General features: G+C 73.3%; 9 protein-coding genes. 6 read left to right on the forward strand and 3 right to left on the reverse strand.

The window, feature by feature from the left end; genetic code table 11:
- The first annotated feature begins 317 nt into the window (after positions 1-317).
- Both ACH414_RS01845 and ACH414_RS01850 read left to right on the forward strand, forming a co-directional pair.
- The gene (locus ACH414_RS01845) at positions 318-5,261 is read left to right on the forward strand and encodes an FG-GAP-like repeat-containing protein (RefSeq protein ID WP_382534449.1); all 4,944 of its coding nucleotides are present in this window, start codon (positions 318-320) and stop codon (positions 5,259-5,261) included.
- A 91-nt stretch (positions 5,262-5,352) separates the two neighbouring features.
- Positions 5,353-5,973: an L-threonylcarbamoyladenylate synthase gene (locus ACH414_RS01850; protein WP_382534450.1), complete on the forward strand. Its 621-nt coding sequence runs from the start codon at positions 5,353-5,355 to the stop codon at positions 5,971-5,973.
- Between the two features lie 12 nt (positions 5,974-5,985).
- On the opposite strand, the gene ACH414_RS01855 is transcribed toward ACH414_RS01850, so the two are convergent.
- Genes ACH414_RS01855 through ACH414_RS01865 form a run of 3 tightly spaced genes read right to left on the reverse strand, consistent with a single transcriptional unit; the run spans position 5,986 to position 8,896 of the window.
- On the reverse strand, positions 5,986-6,930 hold the full coding sequence (locus ACH414_RS01855; RefSeq protein WP_398940560.1) for a threonine/serine dehydratase: 945 nt from the start codon (positions 6,928-6,930) through the stop codon (positions 5,986-5,988).
- A gap of 54 nt (positions 6,931-6,984) precedes the next feature.
- Complete coding sequence (locus ACH414_RS01860) at positions 6,985-7,611, reverse strand: TetR/AcrR family transcriptional regulator (protein WP_382534454.1); 627 nt, start codon at positions 7,609-7,611, stop codon at positions 6,985-6,987.
- Positions 7,612-7,663: 52 nt separating this feature from the next.
- Complete coding sequence (locus tag ACH414_RS01865; protein ID WP_382534456.1) at positions 7,664-8,896, reverse strand: amino acid deaminase/aldolase; 1,233 nt, start codon at positions 8,894-8,896, stop codon at positions 7,664-7,666.
- Positions 8,897-9,071: 175 nt separating this feature from the next.
- On the opposite strand from ACH414_RS01865, the gene ACH414_RS01870 reads away from it, so the two are divergent.
- From ACH414_RS01870 to ACH414_RS01885, 4 genes are all read left to right on the forward strand, one after another.
- A complete protein-coding gene (locus ACH414_RS01870; RefSeq protein ID WP_398940561.1) occupies positions 9,072-10,400 on the forward strand; it encodes a D-arabinono-1,4-lactone oxidase in 1,329 nt (442 codons plus the stop codon).
- A 27-nt stretch (positions 10,401-10,427) separates the two neighbouring features.
- Positions 10,428-11,762, forward strand: a complete 1,335-nt coding sequence (locus ACH414_RS01875; protein ID WP_398940562.1) for a carboxylesterase family protein — start codon at positions 10,428-10,430, stop codon at positions 11,760-11,762.
- Between the two features lie 66 nt (positions 11,763-11,828).
- Positions 11,829-12,362, forward strand: a complete 534-nt coding sequence (cpt, locus tag ACH414_RS01880) for a chloramphenicol phosphotransferase CPT (protein WP_382534462.1) — start codon at positions 11,829-11,831, stop codon at positions 12,360-12,362.
- Positions 12,363-12,642: 280 nt separating this feature from the next.
- The gene (locus tag ACH414_RS01885; RefSeq protein ID WP_398940563.1) at positions 12,643-13,416 is read left to right on the forward strand and encodes a YqjF family protein; all 774 of its coding nucleotides are present in this window, start codon (positions 12,643-12,645) and stop codon (positions 13,414-13,416) included.
- Positions 13,417-13,455 lie beyond the last annotated feature (39 nt).

Genomic DNA, 13,455 nt, shown 5'->3' on the forward strand with positions numbered 1-13,455 from the left:
CCCCCGGGCGTCGAGGCGGCGCAGGGAGCGGTGCTTGAGGCAGTGTCAGGGAGGAACGTGCTGGTCGTATTGGAAAAAAGCGCAGTCGGAGGTGAGGATTTGAGCTGCCGTCAATCTCGGGTTAACCCAGGGGCGGTGCGACCGGCCCGGTGACGGGAACGCGTCACGCGAGAGCCCCCGCTGCTGCTACAAATAATCGAACGCCAACGGCCGATCGTCGAGGTGGCCGGGAAGCGGTCATCGGCGAGCGGCCGGAACCAGCCGTTTCGGCCACCCGCTCCCGCGTGGTGGTCGACCCGACCCCGAGGAACCACTTCGTGAGACCCAACCCGACGCGTGCCCGCGTCGACGATCCGCCACGCCGCCGCGGTACGCTCCGCGCCGCCGCCGGCACGGTCCTCGCCGCGCTGCTGCTCGGCACGCTGCCCGTCGTCGAGGCGACCGCCGCCACCGCCCCGACCGCTCCGGGCGGGGCGCCCGCGGGCCGCGCCGCCGCGGACGCCGGAGCGCGCAAGGCCGACGCCGCCAAGACCGCGGCGGACGCCGCCGTCCACGCCAAGGCGACCAAGGAGGCCAAGCGCACCGGCAAGCCGGTCGAGCTCCCCTCCAAGCGCACCGAGACCGACGACGTCTGGGCCAACCCGGACGGCACGTTCACCCAGAACCACGCCCTGGTCCCGATCCGCGTCCTGCGCGGCGGCAGGCTCGTGAGCGTGGACACCGGTCTGAGCCGGCAGAGCGACGGACGGATCGCCCCCCGCGCCACCCGCGTCGGGCTCACCTTCTCCGGCGGCGGCAGCGCCCCCCTCGTCACCATGCGCAAGGACGGCCGGGACATCTCCCTGAGCTGGCCGAAGCCGCTGCCCGCCCCGCGCATCGAGGGCGACAGCGCCGTCTACCCCGAGGTGCTGCGCGGCGTCGACCTGCGGGTGACGGCCGACGTCACCGGCTTCTCGCACCAGCTGGTCGTCAAGAACCGCAAGGCCGCCGACGACCCGGCCCTCGCCTCCCTCAGCTTCGGCCTCAAGGGCAAGGGCCTGACCGTCCGCAAGGAGGCCAACGGCGAGCTGCGGGCGCTCGACCCGGCGGGCAAGGCGCTGTTCAGCTCGGGCAAGCCGCAGATGTGGGACTCCGGCGCCGACCAGCCGGCCGTGCAGGCCACCGCCCCGCGGACGGCCGCCGCGAAGCGTGCCGCCGCGGTGGCCGACCCGGTGGAGGCCGTGGACGGCATCTCCCTCGGCACCCGCCAGGCGGACCTCGGCGTCGCGCTGAAGGGCTCCACCCTCACCCTGACCCCCGACCGGAAGCTGCTGACCGCTCCCGGCACCAAGTACCCCGTCGTCATCGACCCGGTGTGGCGCGACGACTGGAAGTCGGCGTGGACGCTCGCCTACAAGCACAACTCCTTCTCGAACTCGGCGAACACCAACTACTGGAACGGTGGCACGCTCAGCAAGGAAGCCCGCGTCGGCTGCGCCAAGGACTCCGCCAACAACTACGCGGTCGTCTGCGCCAAGACCTTCTTCCAGGTCGGCATGGGCAGCCTGTGGGACAAGCAGATCCTGTCCTCCACCTTCCGCATCCAGCAGAAGTACGCCGGCTCCTGGAGCTGCCAGTCCGGTGACGTCCAGATCTGGGACACCGACGGCATCGGCACCTGGGTGACCTGGAACAACCAGCCCAAGTGGAAGCGTCTCGTCGACTCCTCCGGCCAGTCCTTCGGCGGCCGCAACTGCCCCGGCGACGGCGACACCATCGAGCTCAACGTCACCTCGGCGGTCGCCGACGCGGCGCGCTGGCACTGGCCGGCCTGGACCATGGGCCTGAAGTCGGCCACCGACACCGTCGACGTGTCCTGGCGCAAGATGAACCCGGACAGCGCCCGGATATCCACCCAGTACAACACCGTCCCGAACTCCATCTGGGAGCGCGGCTCCGACCCCTCGGTGTCCTGCGGCGGCGGCATGATCGGCACCACCGACGAGGTCGTGCTCCGCGCCCGTGTCTCGGACGCCGAGGACAACGCGCTGCGGGCCGAGTTCAACTACTGGAACGACAAGGACTACTGGGGCACCATCAAGCGGCCCCAGGTGTGGGTCACCAACGGCAACGTCGCCCAGGTGCGCATCCCCGCGTCCGAGCTGCCCACCGGCACCTACCGCTGGGACGTCCGCGGCCTCGACGACTACGCGGCCGGCCCCTGGGCGGGCCAGTGCGTGTTCAGCATCGACGCGACCCGGCCGGGCCACCCGCCCGAGGTGAGCTCGGCGCAGTTCCCCGAGAACGAGCCGGACAAGACCGCCGAGGCGCGTACGAAGGGCGTCTTCACCTTCAACGCCAACGGCGAGGGTGACGTCGTGAAGTACCAGTGGTGGACCGAGTCCGACCCGAAGGTGCGCGAGGCCGCGCCGGCCGCGGCCGGCGGCGACGCCTCGGTGGAGTACACCCCCTCCACGACCGGCCCGCAGACCCTGTTCGTGCGCAGCCTCGACGGGGCAGGCAACCGCTCCGACCTGAAGGCGTACCTCTTCTACGCCAAGCGCAAGCCGACCCGCGACAAGCCCGGTGACCTCAACGGCGACGGGACCGTCGACATCTGGAGCGTCGACCCGGGCTCCGGCCAGCTGTGGATGCACCCGGGCAAGGGCGACGGCGCCTTCGACCTGTCCCGCAGGCTCGACCGCGGCTCCTTCGCCGACGCCGTGTCGCTGTCCCACCGCGGCAGCTGGAACGAGGACTACTACGAGGACCTCGTCGCCCTGCGCCCCTCGCCCGACGGCAGCCGCAAGGACCTGTACGTCTACCCCGGCAACGGCAACGGCGACCTGCAGCCGATCGACGCCAACCGCGTCCCGATGGCCACCGTGTCGACCGACAACGACCACTGGGGACAGGCCGACCAGATCCTCGTCATCGGCAGCGTCGACGACGACAACGGCGACACCAAGGTCGACAACGCCGACCAGCCCGACCTGCTGGTCAAGACGGGCGGCGAGCTCTACCTCTACTTCGGGAACACGACCGGCTACCTCGACGTGGGCTCCACCGGCCTGCGCCCGCCGGTCCTGCTCGGCAACGCCGACTGGCAGAACATGACCCTCATCGCCCCCGGTGACCTCAACGGCGACAAGCTGCCGGAGATCTGGGCCCGGGACAAGGTGAGCGGCAAGATCCACCAGTACACCAGCCGGGTCACGACCGACGCGGCCGCGACCACCGTCGCCGACCTCGCGGTCTACGGCGACACCACGGTCCGTGCCACCTCCATCGCGACCGGGTTCACCGGCACCGCGCAGCCGAACCTGACCAGCGACGGCGACTTCGAGACCGACGGCTACGCCGACCTGTGGTCGCGCGACGCCAGCGGCGAGATCACCGAGTACCCGGGCCGCGCCACGAGCGCCGGTTCGGCCTTCGGCACCGGCCGCCGTCTCGTGCTCGGCGGCACCCCCTGGTCCCAGTGCCAGAGCTTCACCTCCGGCGCGACCGGCACGCACACCCTGTGCGGCCCGATCCTCGCCAAGTACCTGGCCAAGGGCGGCACGTCCTTCGGCTACCCGACCACGGACGTCATGGTCCCGCCGGACGGCGAGGGCCGGTACGCGCACTTCCGCCAGAACGGGGCCAACGAGGAGAACGTCTCGGTCTACTGGCACCCGACCACCGGCGCCTGGATGGTCTTCAACGCCATCCGCGCCTACTGGTTCTCGCTGGGCGCCGAGAAGAGCTTCCTCGGCTACCCGACCTCCGACGAGTCGACCACCTTCGAGAGCGACGCCTGGGTCACCACCTTCCGCGGCTCCGGCGGCGACGGCGCGATCTACTGGACGTACGACTTCGGCGGACGCTCCATCCACGGCACGATCTACAAGAAGTACCTGGCGCTCGGCGGCCCGGCCGGCTTCGGCTACCCGACCACCGACGAGACCAACGTCGACGACAACATCGGCCGCTACAACCACTTCCGGCGCCGCGGCGAGACCTCCGACTCCCGTTCCATCTACTGGACCACCACCACGGGCCAGGCCTGGGGCGTGTGGGGCAGCATCCGCAACAAGTGGCTCGCGCTGGGCGCCGGCAAGAGCTGGCTCGGATACCCGCAGTCGGAGGAGTACGACGTGGCGGGCGGTCCCCGGACCGACTTCCAGAACGGCTACATCCGGCACAACCGCTACACCGGCGCCACCGACGAGCACCACTGGGGCGACCGCACGGACAGCCTCCGCAGGGAGCTGGCGGGCGACTTCAACGGCGACGGGCGCTCCGACCTGGCCACCGTCTACGACTACGGTGCCGACGCCATGCAGGTGTTCACCCACCTCGCGAAGGCGGACGGCGGTTTCGCCGCCCCGAAGGTCGCCTCCACCAACCCGGCCTGGACCTGGCGGGTCTCCCAGTCCCAGTGGGTGTCGGGTGACTTCAACGGCGACGGCCGCGACGACCTGGCCGCCCTGTACGACTACGGCGACGGCTCCAGCGGGATGTTCACCTTCCTGGGGCAGACCGACGGGACGTTCACCACGGTGCCGCGCAGCGCGTACACCGGTCCCGGCAACTGGGAGCCGAGCAAGGGCAAGCTCGTCGCCGGCGACTTCAACGGCGACGGCCGCGACGACGTCCTGATGATGTTCGACCACGGCAACGCCACGACGGGTGCCTACACCTTCCTGGCGAACGCGGACGGCTCGTTCAAGAACATCTTCGTCAGCTGGTGGTCCGGCGCGGGCAACTGGAACCAGAGCAGCGCCAAGTACGTTGCCGGCGACTTCAACGGCGACGGCAAGGACGACGTGGTCGGCGTGTACGGCTACGCCGACGGCTCGGTCTCCGCGTTCACCTTCCTGGGCAAGCCCGACGGCGGTGTCTGGCCGGGCGTGAAGTCCTGGACCCGTACCCCCGGCCAGTGGGAGTGGTGGCGCAGCAAGATCACCGCGGGTGACTACAACGGCGACGGCCGTGCCGACCTCGGCATCATGTACGACTACGGCTACGGCAACTCCTCGCTGTTCACCCTGACCGGCAAGACGGACGGCACGATCAACGAGGACTTCCGCAGCTGGCAGGCGCCCGCCGGCACCTGGCACGTCCAGAACGCGTCCTTCCCGGTCTCCGGCGACACCGACCACGACGGCCGCGAGGACATCGCGATCATGTACAACGACGATGCCGGCACCACCGCGGCCCACACCTTCAAGGCCCGCACCGACGGCGGATTCGACAACCCCCTGAAGAGCTGGCAGTCGACGCCGGGCACCTGGTGATCCCGGCCTGACCCCCGCCTGAGACGGGACATCGCCCTCCGGGACCCGAGCGGTCCCGGAGGGCGATGGCGTTTTCCCGTAGGGTCGGACGATGGCGAAGTACTTCGACGTTCATCCGCAGACCCCGCAGACCCGCACCATCGGCACCCTGGTCGACAGCCTCAGGTCCGGTGCCCTCATCGCGTACCCCACCGACTCCTGCTACGCGCTCGGATGCCGGCTGGACAACCACGACGGCCTCGAACGGATCAAGACGATCCGGCAGCTCGACGACCGCCACCACTTCACCCTGGTGTGCGAGAACTTCGCGCAGCTCGGCCAGTTCGTGCACGTCGACAACGACGTCTTCCGCGCCGTCAAGGCGGCCACCCCGGGCAGCTACACCTTCATCCTGCCGGCCACCCGGGAGGTCCCGCGCCGCCTGCAGCACCCCAAGAAGAAGACCGTCGGCGTCCGCATCCCCGACCACACCGTGACCCGCGCGCTGCTCGCCGAACTCGGCGAGCCGCTGGTCTCCAGCACCCTGCTGCTGCCCGACGAGGCCGAGCCGATGACCCAGGGCTGGGAGATCAAGGAGCGGCTCGACCACGTCCTGGACGCCGTCGTCGACTCCGGCGACTGCGGGACGGAGCCGACGACGGTCGTCGACTTCTCCAGCGGCGAGGCCGAGATCGTACGGCGCGGGGCGGGGGACCCGTCACGGTTCGAGTGACGGCCGGGGTCCCTACGTCCGGGTGAGGCCCTGGACGAGGTCCGACGGGTCCGTGTTCGAGCCGCAGAGGACGACACAGACCCGCTCGCCCGGCTCCGGGCGGTAGGCCTCGCCCACGGCGGCGTACGCCGTGGCGGCGGCGTGCTCCACGGCCAGGCGGCGGTCGGCCCACAGGGCCAGGCGGGCGCGCACGATGGCGGCGTCCGGGACCAGGACCGACCGGACGTGGTCCTGGCCGGCCGCGTGCAGGGCCGCCGCGGAGGCCCGGCGGGCGCCGAGCGAGTCGGCGGCGACCGAGTCCACGGTGACGTCGACGGGCCGGCCCGCCTCCAGGGCGGCGTGGAGCGCCCGGCAGTTCTCCGGCTCGACCGCGACCACCCGGACCCCCTGCGCCCGGGCGGCGGTGGCGATCCCGGCGAACAGCCCGCCCCCGCCGACCGAGACCACGATCGTGTCCAGACCGGGCATGCGGTCGTGGATCTCCTCGAAGAGGGTGCCGGCTCCGGCGGCGATCAGCGGGTGGTCGTACGCGTGCGAGGCGAGCGCGCCGGTCTCGGCGGCGAACTCCTCGCAGGCGGCCAGCGCCTCCGCGTACTCGGTGCCGGTCAGGCGCACGTCGGCGCCGTAGTCGAGCAGCCGGTCGACCTTCACCTTCGGGGCCGTGGCGGGCAGGAAGACCGTCGCGCGCACGTCCTGCCCGCGCGCCGCCCAGGCGCAGGCGAGTCCCGCGTTGCCGCCGGAGGCGATGGTGACGCCGGCCGAGGGGAGCGTCCCCGCCTCGCGGTGGGCGAGCAGGAAGTTCAGCGCGCCCCGGGCCTTGAAGGAACCGGTGTGCTGCATCAGTTCGAGCGCGAGGGACACCCCGCCGTGGTCGCCGGGGGCGATCGTCACGGGGCGGACGTGTCCGGCGATCCGGTCGGCGGCTGTCCTGACATCGGCGTGGCTCAACGGGTGCACGTGCGGCTCCGGACTCGGGTGGGTGCGCGGACGCCTCCGACCCTGCCATACCGCTCAGACCCGCGCGGCCGGTTCCTTGGCGGGTCTGGCCAGGGTGACCAGGTGGTCCGCGTAGGCGTCCAGGGCCGCCGAGGCCGCCTCGTCGTCCCGGTCGATCAGCCAGTTGAGCGTCAGCCCGTCCAGCACGCTCAGCCCGTAGCGGGCCAGGACGGGCAGCGGCATGGTCCACTCGGCGGCGGCCCGCACCGCGATGGTCTCCAACTGCCGCAGACTGACCTCCGTGTAGTGCCGGTACTGCCCGCGGGCCACATCGGCGAGCCCCGGCTTGCGCAGCGCGTACTGGGTCAGCTCGTACGTCAGGAGGTGCTCGTCCGGACTCTGGCGTACCCGGTCCCAGTAGGCCCGCAGAGTGCCCCGCACCACCTCGTCGACGGACACGCCCCCGGGCGCGGCGGGGTCCGCCGGGGCCGGCGGGTCGAGGGCGCGCAGCATGATCCGCTCGATGACGCTGTGCAGCAGCTGCTCCTTGGAGCGGAAGCAGTAGTGGAAGGCGCCCAGCGGCAGCCCCGCCTCGGCGACGACGGCCCGTGTGGTCGCCTTCGCCACGCCGTCGCGGATCATGACCCGGATCGCCGCGTCGATCAGCTGCTCGCGGCGCTCGTCGGCGGAGCGGCGGCTCATGGGAACTCCCGGAGGTGAGAGGGGTGTCCGGGGCACGCTACCCCGGGGCGGATCAGAGGAAGGCGTGCCCCTCGCCGCGGTAGGTGGGGACGACGTCCACGATCTCGCCCGCCTCGACGAGATGGAGCCGGTCCACCCGCTCGCACAGCTCGCCGGCCTTCGCGTGGCGGAACCAGACCCGGTCGCCGAGCCGGAGCCCGTCGGCCGCGTCGCCGACCAGCGGCGTCTGCACCTCGCCCGCGCCCTCCTGGGCCAGCATCCGGAGCCCGGCCGGCCACACCGGCACGGGCAGCCGGTCGGCGCCCGCCGGACCCGAGGCGGTCCAGCCGCCGCCGAGGACCGTGACGTGCCGCGGCGCGGGCCGGCGGACCACGTCGAGGGCGAAGTACGCGGCGGGCAGCGGCCGGAAGGCGCGGTAGTGGTCGAAGAGCGCGGGGGAGTAGAGCCCGGAGCCGGCCCCCAGCTCGGTGACCGCGTCCTCGGCCGAGGTGGCCTCCAGACTGCCCGTGCCGCCGCCGTTGACGAACTCCAGCGGCGAGACGTCGAGCACGGACCGCACGGCCTCGGCCCGCCGTCGCCTCAGCTCCCGTGCCGAGGCGCGCTGGACGAGCCGCAGCGCCGAGCGGGCGAGCGGGGAACCCGGCCGGTCGTCGGCGACACCGGCGATCTGGCCCTCGTAGGAGAGCACGCCGACGAGCCGCAGCCGGGGCCGCGCCACCACGGCGCGGGCCAGCGCGGCGGCGGCGCCGGGACTGTGCAGCGGGGAGCGGCGCATCCCGAGGTGGACGCGGCCGCCGAGCAGCCGCAGCGAGGCGTCCAGGTCGAGACAGACCCGCACCGCCGGGCCGTCCGCGCCGAGCACGGAGTCCAGCAGGTCGAGGTGTTCCAGGGAGTCGATCATGATCGTGACCCGGGCGGCGGCCCGCTCGTCGGCGGCCAGTTCGCGCAGCGGGGCCGGATCGGCACACGGATAGCCGACCAGGATGTCGCCCACGGCCTCGTCGGCCGTCCGCGCCAGCCACAGCGCCTCGGGCAGCGTGAACGCGAGCACGCCGGAGAAGCCGGGCATGCGCAGGACCTGCTCGATCAGCGGCCGGCACCGCAACGACTTGCTGGCCAGCCGGATCGGCTTGCCACCGGCGCGCCGGGCCATGCCGCCGGCGTTGGCGCGCAGGGCGCCGAGGTCGACGACCGCGAACGGCGGGCTGAGCTCGGCCGTGGCCCGGCGGAGCTCCTCGAAGGACATCGGTGCGACGGCGGCACGGACGGCGGTGGTGGCCGGCAAGGCTGCTCCCCTCCTGGGATGTGCTCGGTCCTGCTCGGGGGCGCCACCCTCTCTCGGCCGCCGGGCCAAGTCAATGCTTCAGGACGCTTGACTTGGACAACTGACCGAGTTCAGTCTTCCGTCGACCGCGCCCCCTACGGCGCGGACCGCCGATCCCCTCGAGAGGACTCCGGGCATGACGAACGTGGCGGGCACGTGGCGCAACTGGTCGGGCAGCGAACACGCCACCCCGGCAAGGGTGTTGCGCCCCGCGAACACCGACGAGGTGGCGGCCGCGGTGACCTCTGCCGTCCGCGAGGGCAAGCGCGTCAAGGCCGTCGGCGCCGGCCACTCCTTCAGCCCCGTGGCCGTCGCCCCCGACGTCCAGCTGCGGCTGGACCGGCTCGCCGGACTGGAGTCCGTCGACCGGGCGACGGGCCTGGTCACGGTGGGCGCGGGCATGCCGCTGTGGCGGCTCAACCCGCTCCTCGCCGAGCACGGACTGGCCCTGGAGATCCTCGGCGACATCGACCGGCAGACCGTCTCCGGAGCCATCTCGACCGGCACCCACGGCAGCGGCACCCGCTTCGGCGGCATCGCGACCCAGGTGCGCGCGCTCGAACTGGTCCTCGCCGACGGCACCCCCGTCAGCTGCTCGGCCGACGAGCGGCCCGAGCTCTTCGCCGCCGCCCGCGTGGGAATCGGCGCCCTCGGCGTCCTCACCCGGGTCACCCTCCAGTGCGTCCCGCTCTTCGCCCTGCACGCCAGGGACGAGGCGAAGCCGGTCGAGGAGACCCTGGCCCGCCTCCACGAACTCGCCGACGCCAACGCCCACTTCGAGTTCTTCTGGTTCCCGCACAGCACCACCACGCTCACCCGGAGCTTCAGCCGACTGCCCGGCGACGCCCCGCTCGCCCCGATCGGGGAGTTCTCCCGGCGCCTGGACGAGACCGTCAGCGGCCCCGGCTTCGACCTGCTCAACCGCCTCGGCACCCGCGTCCCCGCGCTCGTCCGGCCCATCGCGCGCTTCGCGGCCCGCGCCATGTCCGCCCGCGAGTGGACCGACCTCTCGTACAAGGTCTTCGCCTCGGTCCGCGACGTGCGCTTCCACGAGGGCGAGTTCGCCGTCCCCCGCGAGCACGCCGTGGACGCGCTGCGGGAGATCAAACGCTGGATCGACCGCAACGACGAGCGGGTGTCGTTCCCGCTGGAGGTCCGCTTCGCCGCCCCGGACGACATCTGGCTGTCCACCGCGTACGGCCGGGAAAGCTGCTACATCGCCTTCCACCAGTACCACCGGATGCCCCACGAGAGGTACTTCAGGGCCTGCGAGGAGATCCTCGGCTCCTTCGGCGGACGCCCCCACTGGGGCAAGATGCACCAGCTCGACGCCGCCGCACTGCGCCCCCGCTACCCGCGCTTCGACGACTTCACCGCCGTGCGGGACGAGCACGACCCGACCGGCGTCTTCGCCAACGCCTACCTCGACCGGGTCCTCGGTCCGGCCCCCGAGTCCGCGAGGTAGCACACTGGGCGGGTGACGAGGGACAGCATGAGTGGCAGGACGACGGTCGTGGGGATCCGGCAGGGGAACCTGCGCGGAGTGACGGACGGCGGGGTGAACGCCTACCGCGGCATCCCCTACGCGGCCCCGCCGGTGGGCCGGCTCCGCTTCCGCCCACCGGCGGAGCACCCCGGATGGCCGGGCGTCCGCGACGCCACGGCGCCCGGCCCCTCCGTACCCCAGGGGCCCGGGCGGCTCGCACCGGTCATGGGCGGGCGGACACCGGACTGGGACGAGGACGGCTGCCTCAACCTCAACGTCTGGACACCCGCCGACGCGGCCGAAGGACAGCGGCCCCGCCCCGTGCTCCTCTGGTTCCACGGCGGCGGCTTCACCAGCGGCTCCGGCGGCTGGGACTGGTACGACGGCAGCCGCCTGGCCGCCGCCGGCGACATCGTCGTGGTCACCGCCAACTACCGGATCGGCCCCCTGGGCCATCTGCACCTGCCGGAGACCGGGGCCGACAACCTCGGCGCCCGGGACCAGGCCGCGGCCCTGCACTGGGTACGGGAGAACGCCGGCGCCTTCGGCGGCGACCCCGCACGCATCACCGTCGGCGGCCAGTCCGCCGGCGCCTACTCCGCGCTCGCCCTCGCGCTCGACCCGGCGACCGGGCCCCTGATCCATCAGCTGATCCTGCAGAGCGGCCCCTGGAGCCTCCTCCCGCAGGCGCCCGAGGACGCCGCCCACGCGGCGAACCGCTACCTCGGCCTCCTCGGGATCGAGCGCGACGAGCACCTCGCCAAGTCCCTGCGGGACGTGCCCGCCGTGGACCTGCTCGACGCGTTCGCGCGGCTCGCGGCCGAGCTCGCCCGCCCGGGCGACGCCGCACCGCCCCTCTACCCCGTCCTCGGCGGCGCCGGATACCCCCGGCCCTGGCCGGACGCCGTCGCCGACGGGGCGCTCGCGGGAAAGCGGGTCCTCATCGGCCGCACCGAGCACGAGGCGACCGCCTTCCTCGGCCCCGACGCCCCCGCCGACCTGGTCGCCGCCGTCACCCAGGCCGCGTTCGGGGCGGGGGTCGACACCCTCGCCGCCGCGTGCGCCGCCCACGGGACGCCCGCCCACGTCTACCGCTTCGCCCGCGCGTCGACCGCCGTACCGGGACTCGGCGCACCGCACTGCGCCGAGCTCCCCTTCGCCTTCGACCACCTCGACGCGTACGCGACGGCTCCGATGCTCGGCCCGGTCGACGCCGGGGACCGGGCCCTCGCCCGCGCCTTCAGCGGGGCACTCGCCGCGTTCACCGCCACCGGCGACCCCGGCTGGCCCGCCCACCGGCCCGGCGGCGCCCCGCACGTGGAGACGTTCACGAGGGACTGAGGCCCGGCGCGCCACCGGCGCCGAAATCCGTTTCCCGCCCGGCGGGAGCGCACCTACCCTGGCGCCGTGACGACTCAGATGATCATCCTCAACGGCGGTTCCAGCGCCGGCAAGTCCGGGATCGTGCGCTGCCTCCAGGCCGTGCTGCCCGACCCCTGGCTCGCGTTCGGCGTCGACTCGTTCGTCGAGACCCTGCCGGCCCGGATGCAGCTCTCCGACGAGGGCATCGACATCGGCGCGGACGGCGAGGTGCGGGTCGGCGCCGAGTTCCGACGGCTGGAGGAGGCCTGGGCGGAGGGCATCGTCGCGATGGCCCGCGCCGGGGCGAGGATCGTCCTCGACGAGGTCTTCCTCGGCGGGGCCGCCTCACAGCAGCGCTGGCTCAAGCGCCTCGACGGGGTGGACGTGCTCTGGGTCGGCGTCCGCTGCGACGGCACGGTCGCCTCGGGACGGGAGATCGCCCGCGGGGACCGCGCCCTCGGCATGGCCGCCCTGCAGGCGGACCTGGTGCACGAGGGCGTGACGTACGACGTGGAGGTGGACACCACCCACACCGAGTCCCTGGACTGCGCACGGGCCATCGCGGCGCACGTGCGCTGAGCGGGGGGCGGGGCGGGGGCGGCGCGTGGGCGGGGGAGGCGCGTGGGCGGGGCCCGGGCCAGGGGGTGTCGCCAGGCGTGGAGCCCGTGGTGTCCGCGGGGGCGCGCGTCGCCGGCCGGTGGATCGTCAAGGTCCGTCGGTGCGGGGTCGCCCGGGGTGGCGTCGAGCGGGCCGCCGAGGTGCGTCGCCGGGGCGCGCCGCCGCGGGCGGAGCCGTGGGGTCCGTCGGGATCCGGTGCCGCGGTGTTCCCGGCCGCGGCGGGGTTCGGGATACTGGCGCGGTGCCGTACGTACCGCTCGCCGTGGAGCCCGAGCCCATCACGGCCGATCCGCCCCACGCCGCGGACCGGCCGCTGCTCACGCAGTCCTGGCTCGACCTGGCCTTCCTGCACTGGGCGGCCGACCCGGCCGACGTCGCCCCGCTGCTGCCGCCCGGCACCCGGCCCGACACCCTGGACGGGGTCACGTACATCGGGCTCGTCGCCTTCCGGATGCACCGCGTCGGCTGGTTCCGGCTGCCCGGCATCCCGTACCTCGGCACCTTCCCCGAGACCAACGTGCGCCTGTACTCCGTGGACGCCCACGGGCGCCGCGGGGTCGTCTTCCGCTCCCTCGACGCGTCCCGGCTGATACCCGTCGCCGTCGGACGGGCCGCCTTCCGGCTGCCCTACGTCTGGTCGCGGATGGAGATCCGCAGGGACGCCGACGTCGTGACGTACACCAGCCGCCGACGGTGGCCGGGCCCGCGCGGTGCGCACAGCCGGCTCGCGATACGGATCGGCGAGCGGGTCGCCGAGCCGACCGGGCTCGAACACTTCCTGACCGCCCGCTGGGGCATGCACGGCGCCTTCTTCGGCCGGTCGCTCTACCTGCCGAACACCCACCCCCGCTGGCCCCTCCACCGCGCGGAGCTCCTTTGCTGCGACGAGGACCTGGTGGCCGCGGCCGGCCTGCCCGCACCGGCCGGCGCATCCGTGAGCGTGCTCTACTCCCCGGGCGTCCCGGTCCGCTTCGGGCGCCCGCCCCGCAGGCCGGCCGGCATCCCCACCCCCTGACGGCGAAGACGTACGACGGACGCACGAGAGGCGGAGCGC

It is taken from the genome of Streptomyces sp. NPDC020422 (assembly GCF_044386705.1).
GTDB lineage: Bacteria > Actinomycetota > Actinomycetes > Streptomycetales > Streptomycetaceae > Streptomyces.

What these genes read in the sequence shown, in the direction of transcription:
- ACH414_RS01850 (WP_382534450.1), top strand. Translation starts at nt 5,353, where the DNA reads ATGGCGAAGTACTTCGACGTTCATCCGCAGACCCCGCAGACCCGCACC.
- ACH414_RS01860 (WP_382534454.1), bottom strand. Translation starts at nt 7,611, where the DNA reads ATGAGCCGCCGCTCCGCCGACGAGCGCCGCGAGCAGCTGATCGACGCG.
- ACH414_RS01870 (WP_398940561.1), top strand. Translation starts at nt 9,072, where the DNA reads ATGACGAACGTGGCGGGCACGTGGCGCAACTGGTCGGGCAGCGAACAC.
- ACH414_RS01875 (WP_398940562.1), top strand. Translation starts at nt 10,428, where the DNA reads ATGAGTGGCAGGACGACGGTCGTGGGGATCCGGCAGGGGAACCTGCGC.